A 14,412-nucleotide genomic window follows, 5' to 3' on the forward strand; every position below is an offset into this window, starting at 1 on the left:
GGCTAATTATTATCGCCATTGCGTGGCTAAACAGGTATTCGGATATGTTGGTCATAAGCTATTTCTTGCATTATGGCACTGGGCAGTGAGGCGTCATCCGACAAAATCCAAAACTTGGGTGGCCCTCAAATACTTCGTCAACCGAAAAGGCCAATGGCATTTTCATGGTTGGCAGAAGATCATGGATATGGATTGCCAGTTCAATCTCTTCCAAATAGCTAAAGTACCGATCGAGAGGCATGTAAAAATCCGAAGTGCAGCGACACCATATGACCCTCAATACCAAGAATACTTGGATAAGAGAAAGTCAAAAAGGCAAGCTCGCAACTCTTGGAAGGAGCCTGCTCTCGCTGCTTTATAAGTTGCTGGGTATCAAACGATGCCTTCGTGAAGGCTTGAGCCTAGTGCAGTGAAAGTTGCACGCTGGGTTCTTAGGGGGACGGCACTTGGTAACAAGTGTCGTCTACCCGACCAAATCACTCAGAGTAAAAGCTCATCACATTTTGTTAATCCGTTGCTGCACTACTATAACTTATCCAAACGGACATGCGCTTAGTTCACACCGTGACAAATAGTCTTTGCTGTTTCATATCTCTTTCCTGACGCCAGCCATCTTCAATACCAATGATGATATGTGATAGGTTACACTGTGTTTAAGTTGATATTTGGCTAGAAGTTGAGAGGTCTCAGTGTCCCGCGTACTACCAATCGAAAAGAACTTGATAATCAGTGTTCCGGATAACTATACCAACACCAAGAGAGGTAGTTTTTTGAGCAACTATGTTCCGACATTCTTCGATGGCAATCATACGCTATATATCTGATGGGTTTAGTGAAAGCAATCTAAACTGAGTTAAGAAGGGTTTAACTGTTTGAGGCGAAACACCTATCTCAGAGAAATAGTCAGGCACATTAGTGAATTTACCCAACACAAAAACAGGTCCCATATTTGCTTTATTTCGCTAAGCCTAACACATCTAATAATTAGAAATATCCAAGATACTAGTGATTATTGGTGGCTTTCAAAGGTGACCGCTTGTTTAGACGTTTCCAATGTAAAACCTTACCTAGAGAGATTCAAACTGAGTTAGCTGTCTAAATCGGTTTTGTTTAAAGACATGCTGGTGCAGATCTCAGCTTCTATGTGATCACCAAGCGACTTTGTCGGCTTACACATGACTAGGTGAAGTGATGGAACTATTCTGTAAGAAAGTTTCTTACTGCGCTTTGATACCTCAAATATTATCGTCACAAAAATATCAACTTATGGTTGTATTAAGCAATATCAACATATGGTTGTATTTTTCTAATTATTTGATATTAAAGTAATTATAAATGTCACTTTATGGTTGTATCAACATGAGTTGTTGATGCAACTATTAAGTGATAATTAAAACCATAAATTGATATTATATACAACCATAAAATGATAACTCTTTTTATAGCCTAAACTTATGTAAGTTTACGACAACTTCATAAAGCGGCCATTTTTATGTCCTTGCAATATGACCTTTCTATAAATATGTAAAGAGCGTTAAATAATGCTTTTCATAGTCCTGCTCGGAAGCTAATAAAATCTCGAGGTAAAACAAAAGGCCGTTCGGGAAAGTTTGCCAAATGCTGATAATCTTTTTTGACCGCTGTCGTGTTGTTTAGCAATACAGCCAACTTATTCGTCATGAATCTGTCGCTGTCTGTGAGCGATAGCGACACAAAGGGTGGCTTTTGGTATAATTAATGATTATTGAAAATGTATTTATTAATAATTATTGGTTTCTAACCATGCTCAATCCTATTTGGCTCAACACTTTTAAAACATTGGTCGATGTTGGACACTTCACCAAAACGGCCGAGTTGCTCCACATGACGCAACCTGGGGTGAGCCAGCATATCAGTAAACTAGAAGCTGCATGCGGTTATCCTCTCATAAAGCGCTTTAACAAGAAGTTTGAGTTAACCATCTACGGGCGTAAAGTTTACGACTATGCTGTCAAACACTTTGAAGAAGAGTTTGAGTTATTACAGAATTTAGCACACGACGAACCTTTCCGAGGCCGCTGTACTATTGGTTGTTCGGGAACTTTCGCTTGGTTGATTTATTCAGAATTACTCTCTTTGCAAGCGAGTTATCCAGACTTATCCATTGAGTTAGAAGCAACACCAAACCAACGTATATTTGAGCAGATACTGCTGGGGAAATTGGATATAGGTTTAGTGACAAAAGAACCCAATCCTAAATATTTCTCGAGCCGTATTATTGGTGCGGAGTGTCTTGCTCTTGTGCTGCCGCTTTCCGCAGACGAAAGCGTGCCGATAAATGAATTATTAATGGAGTTGGGAGTCGTTCGTCATCCAGATTTGGCTCACTATTTCCAAACTTATGTTAATCAAGCGAACAACGATTTGCTTCGTTTGGTCGATTTAGAGGATGTTTCGACACAAAGCTACATTAACCAAGTGCATCAAATATTGGTTCCTATTGCTAAGGGGATCGGTTTTACAGTAGTTCCTCGATGGTGCGTCAACCTGTTCGCAGACAAAGAACAGCTAAAAATATTCGATATTTCCGCAGAGATACAAGAGCCTGTTTACTTGATTAGCAAACTTAATTCACCACTTGCCAGGCGTTATGAGCAGATCATTAAGGTTATCGAGAACTCTTTTGATATAGTTTGATGAGAGTTAAGCACGACTATTCAGAAGAGATGAGCTTTTTGGCCTTGTATCTGACCTAGGAATGAATACAAAAAGGTTGGCATCAGAGCCAACCTTTTGCTTTACGTATTTAATTACTCATAGTCTGAAGCGTAAGTGTCTTCGTAAGAGTGTGAGTAGAACTCAAACAGGTTGCCAAATGGGTCTTCCAGATAAACCATTTGTGCTTGTTTTAGCTCGTCTTCTGGATGGTAACGCATGATGTCCATACGAACTTTACCGCCATACTCTTCAACACGTTTGATTGCCGTATCAAACTGTTCTTTTGGTAGCTGCAAGCAGAAGTGGAAGATACCCAGGCGAGAGAAATCTACTTCATGACGTTCTTGACGATCTTTCATCTCAAACAGTTCAACACCGATACCATCTGTTGTTACCAGGTGAGCGATGTTAAAGCCTTTAAAACCTTCACCGAAAACCGCAATGCACATACGGCCAATCGCAGATTCTCGTTCTTCAATCACTTTAGTGTTGTTCATTACAATACGAAGACCTAGCGCTTTAGTATAGAATTCAACCGCTTTGTCCATATCACCAACCATGATACCTACGTGATTCATTTTCATAATTTACTCCCAATACCGTTAATTATTCAGCTTTGTTTCGACGGAAGGAAGTATATGGGGATGAGTAAATTATATAAAATTATCATTAATTATTTAAATGATAATTTTTAGTTATGACGTGGAGTTGTGAAAGCTAAGATAGGTCTTCAGATTGAAGCACTTTGTGCACTTGTTTTTAATTTGCTGATAGCTCTAGAGGCTAATACCCAAAACTAATCCGTGCCACTCATTTTGGATGCTGGGTTTAGTGTGACGTGTCCAGTCTGACGGAGTTGGTCACGTAGCAAAATAACAGGTACTGCATCTGAATGTAGTGCCTGTTATTTATTGCTTAGACAGACGATTACTGATTGGAGAACATGGTCTGTTTGAATTGACTCAACTCGACTTTTATTTCAGTTATAAGTTCGAGAGCATAGTCAAAATTATAAGCAGAGACGGCTTCAGCGAGTGAGCGACTGAGTTCAGGGTTGAGCTGGTCAAAACAGGTACGGTGTTTTGAATAATAAAATTCTGACTCTAAATCACTCTCTTCAAGTAACGACGTTAGGTGGCCCATTTTCGACTCAAACTCTTCGACAGATTTTATATCACACTCAAGTTGAAGCTCATTGGTCTCAACCATATCTGCTTCTGGAAGTTCTTTGTGCTTAGGAATTACCGATACACCGGAGTGATCGATATCGAGTTCAATGGTAAACCAGAAATTACTGCCTTTATCGAGCTCGCTTTCGACACCAACTTGACCGCCCATTAATTCTGCGATGCGCTTAGAAATAGTCAGTCCAAGACCTGTACCACCATATTTTCTGGTCGTAGAAGCATCTGCCTGCTGATAGCTGTCAAACACGACAGACTGCTCGTATTCAGATAAACCAATACCAGTATCCATGACACTAAAGTGCAAGTGAATACGATTTTCAGTTCTCTTCACTACGCCGACTACAATCGTGACTTCCCCCCCTTTAGTAAACTTGATGGCGTTACTGACATAATTTAAAAGGATTTGCTTAATGCGAAGTTGATCTCCAATGAGTTGAGGAATCGATTGATCAACCTTAGTAATAAGATGAACACCATTTTGTTTGGATTTGTGTTCGAAAAGGTCTTGGACATCTTGAATAATCGCTCGGATATCAAATGGCGCTTTCTCAATATCGATTTTATTCGCTTCAAGTTTAGAGAGATCCAGAATGTCATTAATCAGTGTCAGCAAGTGCTTGCCAGACTTGTCAATTTTTTTAAGGTTATTTTTTTGCTCTGCCGTGAGGTCTGAACTTAATAATATGTGAGACAGCCCGAGAATCGAGTTCATCGGCGTGCGTATTTCATGGCTGACATTCGATATAAATTGGCTTTTGGTAATGTTGGCATCTTCTGCAGAAAGTTTTGCCTCAGTCAGTTCGGAGGTGAGCCTATCCAACTTGCCACCCATGTTGATGATCGCGTTTGCTGTTTCGTTGAGCTCTTTTAATCGGAAGCCTTCATGAGCTAAGTTAAAATCACCCAACCCGACTCGATTTACCATGCTCTGGATTTGCGTTAGTGGCTTCGCGATAAATTCGCTCATCTTCTTGGAAGAACGCCAGATAAGGATCAAGAATAGAGTGTAGAAGGCGACTAAACCGAAGATAAGAATGTAACCAATGTTATGATATTTCTCCTCTAGCGCACGTGAGGTTGCGTACATTTCGTTTTCACCAACAATCATCAGTAAGCGCCACTGGGTTTCTGGTATGGTCGACCACGATAGCAGTTTATTTTCACCATTCAGTTTGAGCTGCATAAGCCCATTGGTGTTCTTGAGTAAACGCGCGCTCAAGTCAGCGGTATCGTCACGTTTATGCAGGTTAAACGCATCAGGCTTAAAAACCTCTTTTGTGATTGCTTGCTGGTAGCTGTGCTCAGTGAGTTCTTTCAAGCCAAAATCATCTTCGCCCTGAGGTGGCAAAGCCATAATTGTGCCGTTACTACTCGCTAAAACAGCGTAGCCGCCCCAAGGAATAGCGAGATTTTGAATGCTTTCTATAATGTCACTAACTTTGATATCTAGCCCGACAACCCCTTCCAGAAAACCTTGGTTGTAGACCGGAGCAATAGCTGATGCCATCCATCCATGACCCGCAGGATCAATGTAAACATCCGTCCAAACTGTCTTTTGATCAGGATTGTTTTCAGCGTTTGCCAGGTAGTAAAAGTTGTACTCCGGAATGTCCATTTTGGGAGGGTACTGATCGACAGTAGAAAACCACGGGTAGATTCGGTTGTATGAATCCCAGGAATTAAAGTAAATCGACGCAACCAAATCGCTGTTGTTTTCGATTTGTTTCATCAGTGGGTCAAGGTGAGCGAGTTTATACACCTTCTCCCAATCTTTTTCGGTAGTAAGGCCAGAGTAGAAAGAAGCTGAGCCGCCTAAATCTTGTTTAGAATACAAGACGCCATCTTCGCTCACTGAAAGGTTATCTTTTTCGGAGCGGTCAATGGTGTGTTCTTCTGATAAAACACGTTCTGTCTCGTTTCGGTATACGGTTGTTAAACTTTCTATTGAGAGCAGTTTTTCTCGAATGATCGCCGCTTCTCTTTCCGATGAAATCTTCAACTCTTCATTTACTTGTGTGTAAATGTATTCCATGTTGTCGGTACTTATAAAGTGGTTACTTATTAGGTAAACGGCAATAAGAACCGATTCCACCAGAATGAGGGGAATGATTCCGGTTTTAACCATTGAACGCCACACCCACGATTGTGTGGTGATTTTGTTGTTTTTCATGTTTGTCCCAGAAACGGCTATAAGAACTGGTCTTATCTAGTTTGTGTATTCTTGTGCGATGGCATTGAATTCGTCTGCAATTTCAGCGAACGCTTCAGTGATAACAGGATCAAACTGAGTACCTTTGCCAGAAACAATGATATTCAATGCGTCTGAATGCGAAAAAGCAGGTTTGTAAACTCGTTTGCTGATGAGCGCATCATAGACGTCTGCTATCGCCATGAGTCGGGCGGACAACGGAATTTGCTCTCCAGCAAGGCCTAATGGATATCCTTCACCATCCCAGCGTTCGTGATGTGAGTAGGCGATCTCTTTTGCTACCGTCAAGAATTTCATGGGCTGGCCGCATACTTTCTCTGCGTTTTTAATCGCTTCATAACCGATGGTGGTATGAGTTTTCATCACCCTAAACTCATCGTCGGTCAGGGAGCCTTCTTTCTGCAAGATGTTGTCTGGAATGCCTATTTTTCCGATATCGTGCAGTGGCGCTGATTTATATAATAAATCAATAAACTCATCGGTCATCTCTGAATCATAACGCGAGTTTTGGCGTAATTGCTCTGCTAAACGTTTTATGTAAGCTTGGGTACGTTTAATGTGGTTACCCGTTTCGTTATCACGGGTTTCGGCTAACGAAATCATGGCATAAAAGGCAACATCTTGAATTGCGTGAAGCTCTTCTTTTTGGCGCAAAGCTTCTTTGGTTCGTCTTTCAACCTCTTGTTCAAGTATCTGATTCTTACCTTTTAAAGTATCAGAAGCTATTTTCAGCGTCACATGAGTGTTAACACGTGCCTTCACGACCTCTGGGTTAATCGGTTTGGTTATGTAATCAACAGCACCCAGTTTTAGCCCTTTTTGTTCATCGACTCGTTCAGCTTTAGCGGTGAGGAATATTATCGGGATGTCGCTGGTTGCTGGGTTTGATTTTAGTTTCTCACATACCTGATAACCGTCTATTTCCGGCATCATGATGTCAAGCAAGATCAAATCTGGATTAGCAGTTTCGGCAAGTCTAAGCCCGCGCTCACCGCCGTTTGCTCCTTTTACCTTATAATCATCTTTAAGTAATTGGTACATCAGCGTGAGGTTCTCAGGGATATCGTCGATAACCAACACAGTTGGCTTGGATGAAGAAAAATGGAACATCCTTTCTCCTTTTGGCAGCGATAAGGCAAATGGTGATTTAGTGCTTATTCTTAAGTGTCATAAATCACGTAATGACGATGCACTATTATTTTTATATTAGTTAGGGCTAATGTAGCACAAGTCTTTGTTAGATATAGTGATGCTGTTCAACTTGTAGTGATCTCTGTTCCAGTTTTTAATGGCTTTTTGATAAGGAACTTTCACGGTGATGGGTAATTGCTTAGCAAGTATATTAACGTGTCAGGTTTGTTAATTATCTGATAATTAAAGATTTTACTAAACATTTTTTCTTGTGATGGGGCGGAGAATTGCTCTTAACTATTAGGATTGACACTTGTTTAGACACGTTACTCTTAGCATTTTGCCAATGAAATTATCCAGTTTATGATTTTGTGAACATCTTTATAGGAGTCTAATATCTATAGGCTTTCTTACTTTTTTTGGTCTGGTTTTTCTTGTAAGTGTTCATCCGAATTTGAGAATTATTGATATACTGAAACTGTTAGGTCTTAGCTCTTGATTTTAATACATTCGAAATGTTTTTATTTTAAGACTTATACTTATGGCTGATAACGAGTACTTAATTGATCCATGCCTTACACCTAATTAGGTTGTGTAAAGATAAAGGAACATTAAATGAGTAAAGATAATGGTGGTATTCCCAAACATAGCGGAAAAGCCAACCCGATTGATACCGACTATCAAGTCGGGCAGGACAACGTCGTTTTATCCGTTGGACCTTTTGGCTTAGACATTCATAACCGAGTGTTTGTGGTTTCTGGGTTAGCAATTGTGATATTTGTATTTGCTACCCTAATTTTCAGAGAGCAGGTAGAACCCATTTTTGTCAATATGCGTTCCTGGTTAACTTCTAGCCTTGATTGGTTTTTCATCCTTTCCGGAAACATATTTGTTCTCGTTTGTATTGGCTTAGCAATTTCACCGCTAGGTAAAGTTAGGATAGGCGGGACAGAGGCGTTACCTGACTATAGTTACGCTGGCTGGTTGGCGATGTTGTTTGCCGCTGGTATGGGTATTGGGTTGGTATTCTTTGGTGTATCTGAGCCAATGTCTCACTTTAGTAGCTCTCTCGCAGGACCTGTCATTGAAAACGGAGTAAGGACAGACTGGGCACCATTAGGAGGGGCTGCAGGTGATACAGAAGCGGCTCAATCACTTGGGATGGCGGCGACAATTTACCACTGGGCTTTGCATCCATGGGCTATTTATGCGTTATTAGCGTTGGGCTTGGCCATATTCTCGTTCAATAAGGGGCTCCCATTAACGATGCGTTCGGTCTTCTACCCGGTTTTCGGTGAACGTATTTGGGGGTGGCCTGGACACATTATTGATATTTTAGCGGTCGTCGCGACGGTATTTGGTCTGGCGACTTCATTGGGTTATGGTGCTTCTCAAGCGGCAACCGGTTTAAACTTCCTATTTGGTATCCCGCTATCGGATACTACCCAAATTGTCCTGATTATTGTCATTACGGCTTTTGCACTGGTATCAGTACTCGCGGGGCTAGATGGTGGGGTTAAACGCCTTTCTGAAATCAATATGGTATTAGCTGCATTATTGCTGTTCTTTATCGTAATTGTTGGACCGACTCTATTTATCGTTACGGGCTTTTTCGACAACATTGTTTCGTATGCAGAAAACTTCCCCGCATTGTCGATGCCATTTAATCGCGAAGACGTGAACTACTCTCAAGGTTGGACTTCATTCTACTGGGCATGGTGGATCTCATGGTCACCATTTGTAGGTATGTTCATTGCCCGCGTATCACGTGGACGTACCGTTCGTGAATTTATTTTCTGTGTACTCATTGTGCCGTCGACCGTGTGTGTATTCTGGATGACTGCCTTTGGTGGAACCGCCATTAGCCAGTTTGTAAATGATGGTTATGAAGCCGTTAAAGATGCCGAACTTCCGCTCAAGTTGTTTGAAATGTTGGAAGTAATGCCATTATCAAGCATTACCTCATTTGTTGGTATCGTGCTGGTTGTGGTGTTCTTCATTACGTCATCGGATTCAGGTTCACTCGTTATCGACACGATTGCTGCTGGTGGTAAAGTTGATGCCCCAACACCACAGCGTATATTTTGGTGTACGTTTGAAGGCTTAGTTGCGATTGCATTGTTGCTAGGTGGTGGTCTAGCCGCTGCACAAGCCATGGCCGTAACGACGGGATTCCCATTTACGATCGTCTTATTAATCGCCACATTCTCTCTCATATTGGGGTTAATGAACGAGCCACGGGCCCAAAAATAAAGGCTCAACACTACTCGATTAAACTGGGGCGTACCTATTATGATGCGCCCCTTTTTTCGTTACCAAACAGCTAATGAAATAAACTGATCAAATTCATTCCCACCAGTGAATCACCATCTACAAATTATTTTCTAACGCTCAGAGGTTCATAGAGCAAAGTTATTAATTAAGCTCCGAGAAACACGACCGGATAGAAAGAGCCTAACGCTTTAGAACGGACTCCCGATATCCTGTGAGGATCTGAATAATTAGTATGCAACTTTAGGTAAGCAGCAAGCTTTCGCGTATGCGTTGTTATAGAAAATTTTGACTAATTATTAATAATATTATGGGTGAGTGAGTAAAGAAAATATGCCAATTTTTCCCTACCCAACAGTAACTTGTGGAAACTTACTGGTGCCTTTTTGATTGTTTTATAAACAGTTGATGTTGATCAATATCACATATATTTAATTGTTTTTTTGTTGATATTACTGTCATCAATTCATTTGTTTGAATATTAGTGACTTACGGGAAAGTTTCATTAATAAGGCAACATTTTAAGAATAATTACACTATGTAAGGGTTTTGTCATATATTTACATAATGGAATTAAAGTCACACTTTTATGCTTTTTTGAATTTTTATTCATTAAATGTGAATTATTGGTTGTTTGTTGTTCACTTGAATAATAAATAGTGGTTTCATATCTTCCTGAGTTCTCAATCAAGTTGACAAATTTAGGCTCAGGGTTTGCTTCGCTATTTTTTCATTTTTTTTAGTCTTTTAGTGGCTTCTGGCAGTATGCAAGCGCAGTTGTCAGATCGTTTTTTCTATGTTTCAGGAATAGGAAACACGGTGGATGAAGCTGTTGTTGATGCAAAAAAGCAATTGGCATTGAATATTTATAGCGAAATCGAGGTTCACGAGAAGAGCCTGGTCACCAAAAATAACGGACGAGTATCCAGTTCATATGAGCAAGAGTCTTCACTCCGCTCCCTGCCAATAGAAATTCCAAACCTAGAGTTGGTTACCTCTGAATGCCAGAACAACTTGTGTGAATTCCGTTTTAAAGTTGACCGACAGGCGTGGTCGGAAAAGATCACTCGTGAGCTAAAGAGCAGTTATGAACTTGCCGAACTAAAACTTGATAACTTGGGTGACCGTTGGGGCGATTTTAAAAGATTTTCAGAAGCAAACGATATCGTCGCTAGAAATGAAATAGATATGAAGATTCTGAGCTCCCTTAACGCAAAAGGTGCGAGTAACTTAAGCCCTGTCTACCATCGCGTGCAGAAACAATTAGAAGGGTCGGCGCACAAGTTTTCGGTCTCATTTCGTTCTTCACCAGACGCATTCGCCGGTCAGTTAACGGGCATACTGTCAAACAACTCTATTTCTAGCCCTCACGGCAAAATTGCTATCTACATAAAAACCTCTTCTCGTAATGGAAGAGTTGGGAAAAATTTCATTGTACGGCAGAACGTACAACTCAGAGTTTTTGATGCAGCAGCACCTGGAGTGATGGTCGCACAAAAATTGGTGACTGAGTTAGGAGAGTCGCCAAAAAGCTTGGCGGAAGCAACGGATGACGCCAGGAAAAAACTAATTAAAAAACTAACAAATGAGTCTATCTATTCGATTTTTGATTGAATGAATTAATAATATTAAAGGATAAAAAAATGTTTAAGAAAACAGCAGTGGCTACTCTATTTGTTTCTGTACTAGCTGGGTGTTCTTCGATGCCGGGTATGGAATCAGCAACAGTTGACCGTAACGAAATGAGCACACAACTAACAAAAACTTGTGCTGAGTTAGGTACCGAGTACACCCCTGTTTCTTACGCTGTGGATAAAGTGTCAAAAATCATGGTGTCTATCCAAGAACGCCAATGTGCTGTTTTCCAAGACTACCGCACTCTTGCAGATAAACACGCTGATGTTGCAGGTTTCCTGGCAATAAACTCAGAAAAATCTGATGAAGAACTGCTGATCGCAATGAACGCTTTTGACGAAGGTAAGCCAGAAAACAAAAAGATTCGCCCTCAGGTAGACGCTTACAAATCAGCATCGGACTCAATCTTCGATAAAAACGTTGAGCTAGCGACGGATATTGCTATGCAGACAGGTGAAATTGCTATTATTGCATCTCAAAACGCAACAGTAATCGCTCAAGAGTCTGCGTTGGCGGGTTTGGGTAATGTGTTGTCTTTTGCATCAAGTTCATCTGAAGATGAAGATGCTGAAAAAGAAGTTGTACCTGTGGTAGAGGCGTATAACGAACTAAAAGCGCGTTCAGTACTGGCTTACGACGCTAACGAAATGATTTCTTTGGATCAAAACACAATTGATCAACTAGAGAACCTAGACAAAGTCGTAGCAGAGCAAGTGAAGTCGTAATGAAATATTCAAAGATCGCAACGTTAGTCGCTGCAGGTCTTGTGCTAGCTGGATGTAACAGTACACCCAGTCAGCAGACTTACGCAGTTGAAAGCAATGCCGGTAACTCGTCACTCATCATTGGTAAATCCGCTTTTGATTTCGAAGATAGTGATATTGAAGTGCCAGCGTATTTTAATACTCAAGGTCTTCAGTTCTGTTCTTACGAAGCCAATGAAAAAGATGCCCGTTGTCCGCTGGCTAAAAAGACTATTCGCCTTTATTTCGGTGATGTAAAAACCGACGTGAGTGAAAGCTTGCAAGGAAAGTCTGCGGATGTTTTTAACTCTATGCACAGTAGCATTGGCCAGTTTGAAACCAAAGCGCTGGAAAACACGCTAGAAACTCAGTTTGCAGGTGTAAACCGTTTCCGCATCCTGACTCGTGACACCAAATCAGTAAACGCGGCACTGGAAGAAATCCTTGCTGATGAAGGTGCAGTTAAGGTTGCTCAGAAGATGAGTAGTCGTGAGAAGCTTTCTACCGATTACATCATGAAAGTGGATGTGTTAAAGACTGGCGATATGCTTTTCGGGTCAACTCAGTCTTTATTCCAAACTTCGATGGAAATGACGACGGGCGTTATTGACCCATATACGCGTGAAAAGTTGAGTTACCCAAACATTGGTAAAATCCGGGTATCTAACTTCGATGTGCGTGACAAAAAGAGCTACACAACGGTCATTGCTAACGGTGATTACTACCGCGGCTTTAACTACACCAGCAGCAAAGATGTTGACTCTGTCATGAATGAAATGGCATCTCGTGGCTTCGATATCATGTTGACCCGCCTATTGAAAGAAATGCCGGCCACAGCTCAAGTTCAGGGTATTAAGGGTGATCGAATTTCACTTGACCGTGGACAAAATGCAGGTGTTTTACCAAATGAAACCATGGTGGTTTTTGAATACAGCGCTGGGTTTGTAGAGCCGATTGGTGTTGCGACTGTCAACCCTAGCCAACAAAGTGCACAGGGAAAAATTGTGCTCTGGAAAGACAGCAAGCTCGCAGATCAAGTACGCGATGAGGCTGAAAGTGGTATCTACCGTCCGGATCGTCAACGTCGAATTTTTGCGGTCAGTGTCGGCGTACCAATGGAATTCATGAAGGAACGCAGCACATGGGCACAAGAAGGTTAAGTACTTGTCTTGTCTTAAGTAGCTTGATGTCCGCCTCGCAAGTAAATGCTCTTGAACTCGATAAGAGCCAGTCAGCACTGGTTCTTATTGAACAAGGCTGTTCATATGGACGTGGAGCGTTGGCCATCGAAGCCGCAAAAGCCGACGCGCTAAATAATCTGCGTCTTTTCTTGAAGGGGCAAGTTAGCATGTCATTGTCAACCGATGACTCAGAGTTGCTAAACGATCAATTTAATCAGGCTACGCGGGACATGTTAGTTGAGGGTATTGATCAAGGGTTGATCAGTGCTGATTTTAGCCAGCCAGAGTTAATGGGGGATGATACTTGTGTGACTGCTCGTGTGACGCCACCTAAGGCAAACTCATCCTCCGGCGACGAAAGTATCTCCTGGGATTCTGAACCAACGGTTTCTGTGGTCGTTGTGGGAGAAGGCAAAGCGAATAACGCTCGGGGCTTAAGTGCGCGTCAGGCAGCAGAACAAGATGCATTTCGCAGAGCAATCAGTCAGGTACTTGGCGTCATGGTGAAGTCAGGTTATTTGCAACAGTCTTATTCGAGTATGTCTGCGAACTCAACAAGTGATGACTTCGACCTCCACGATGTAGCGGTTCAGTCTCTTTCGATGCAGTCACAAGGCATGATTACTGGATGGAGTGAAATTGCAAGCCAAATGCAACCAAACGGTGTGCTGACTATCACGTTAGATGTCTCTGTTGAGCGTCAGAAAGTGCAAGAGAAAATTGCTCAACTTATAAAGAGCTTAGGTCAGCCTGCTGTTTATGTGGATGCTCATCTTCCGGTAGTCCGTTCTACTTTCTCTACTTCATTGGCAAATATGGGGTTTGACCTTTCGTCTGCACCTGAGCAGGCCACGGTTATCCTTAAAGTAAAGGAAAAAAAGAAAGTAACACCTTCTGGTTTACAGCTGGCGTTGTCAGCGAAAATGCAGGATCGTAGCGGGAATTTATACGGCGAGTGGCATAACGACCCAACCTTAATGACCTTGCCAAATAAAGAAGGCATGCTCAATGAGCTCGCTTCTGTTCACCTGGCTGTTGAGAAAAATAAAACCGCGTTAACACAGGCTTTACACGGTGCTGTTCAAAAAATGGCGATGCGTGGTGGGCCAGTTCGAGAGTTGATCTTCTCGCCAGCGGCAGCAGGAAAGCAAGGGCAACTTTTCACACTCATCAGCGCAATTAATGGTGTATCTGATATTAATATTGAAAGTCGCTCTGGAAGAGTTGTCGTTAAGCTTCGTTCCATGAATAACGCCAATGATCTCGCGCAGTATATCGAACCAACCTTGCGCATCCATCAGCCCAATTACCCGTCAAAATTACGTGTCTTAAACGATTATCAAATTAACGTACTTTAG

The 14,412-nt window shown here is 41.7% G+C and carries 10 protein-coding genes; 7 read left to right on the forward strand and 3 right to left on the reverse strand.

Translation table 11 applies throughout. The features are described 5' to 3' along the window. Together RXX31_RS00005 and RXX31_RS00010 are read left to right on the forward strand one after the other, a co-directional pair. Positions 1-361 (forward strand): group II intron maturase-specific domain-containing protein (locus RXX31_RS00005; RefSeq protein WP_317587055.1); only part of this gene is annotated, 361 nt, incomplete at its 5' end. 1,376 nt (positions 362-1,737) lie between these two features. Next, complete coding sequence (locus tag RXX31_RS00010; RefSeq protein ID WP_317587056.1) at positions 1,738-2,676, forward strand: LysR family transcriptional regulator; 939 nt, start codon at positions 1,738-1,740, stop codon at positions 2,674-2,676. 113 nt (positions 2,677-2,789) lie between these two features. Here RXX31_RS00010 and RXX31_RS00015 read toward each other — a convergent pair whose 3' ends face one another. The 3 genes from RXX31_RS00015 to RXX31_RS00025 all read right to left on the reverse strand — a co-directional run bounded on the left by RXX31_RS00015 (position 2,790) and on the right by RXX31_RS00025 (position 7,203). Further along, positions 2,790-3,281 (reverse strand): VOC family protein, encoded by a 492-nt coding sequence (locus RXX31_RS00015; protein WP_065303750.1) that lies wholly within the window; start codon positions 3,279-3,281, stop codon positions 2,790-2,792. A gap of 343 nt (positions 3,282-3,624) precedes the next feature. Further along, on the reverse strand, positions 3,625-6,054 hold the full coding sequence (locus tag RXX31_RS00020; protein WP_317587057.1) for an ATP-binding protein: 2,430 nt from the start codon (positions 6,052-6,054) through the stop codon (positions 3,625-3,627). 36 nt (positions 6,055-6,090) lie between these two features. After that, positions 6,091-7,203: a two-component system response regulator gene (locus RXX31_RS00025; protein WP_317587058.1), complete on the reverse strand. Its 1,113-nt coding sequence runs from the start codon at positions 7,201-7,203 to the stop codon at positions 6,091-6,093. A 636-nt stretch (positions 7,204-7,839) separates the two neighbouring features. Between RXX31_RS00025 and RXX31_RS00030 the strand changes: the two genes are divergently transcribed. The 5 genes from RXX31_RS00030 to RXX31_RS00050 all read left to right on the forward strand — a co-directional run bounded on the left by RXX31_RS00030 (position 7,840) and on the right by RXX31_RS00050 (position 14,412). Then, positions 7,840-9,477 carry a BCCT family transporter gene (locus RXX31_RS00030; protein WP_317587059.1) on the forward strand — a complete coding sequence of 546 codons (1,638 nt, stop codon included), beginning with the start codon at positions 7,840-7,842 and terminating at the stop codon, positions 9,475-9,477. A gap of 732 nt (positions 9,478-10,209) precedes the next feature. Next, positions 10,210-11,109 (forward strand): hypothetical protein, encoded by a 900-nt coding sequence (locus RXX31_RS00035; protein ID WP_317587060.1) that lies wholly within the window; start codon positions 10,210-10,212, stop codon positions 11,107-11,109. Positions 11,110-11,138: 29 nt separating this feature from the next. Beyond that, positions 11,139-11,855 (forward strand): hypothetical protein, encoded by a 717-nt coding sequence (locus RXX31_RS00040; protein WP_317587061.1) that lies wholly within the window; start codon positions 11,139-11,141, stop codon positions 11,853-11,855. Then, a complete protein-coding gene (locus RXX31_RS00045; RefSeq protein ID WP_317587062.1) occupies positions 11,855-13,033 on the forward strand; it encodes a hypothetical protein in 1,179 nt (392 codons plus the stop codon). The genes RXX31_RS00040 and RXX31_RS00045 overlap by 1 nt, the downstream gene beginning before the upstream one ends. Then, on the forward strand, positions 13,015-14,412 hold the full coding sequence (locus RXX31_RS00050; RefSeq protein ID WP_317587063.1) for a hypothetical protein: 1,398 nt from the start codon (positions 13,015-13,017) through the stop codon (positions 14,410-14,412). Before RXX31_RS00045 ends, RXX31_RS00050 begins: the two co-directional genes overlap by 19 nt.

It is taken from the genome of Vibrio sp. EA2 (assembly GCF_033042495.1).
In the GTDB taxonomy this organism is placed as follows: Bacteria; Pseudomonadota; Gammaproteobacteria; order Enterobacterales; family Vibrionaceae; genus Vibrio.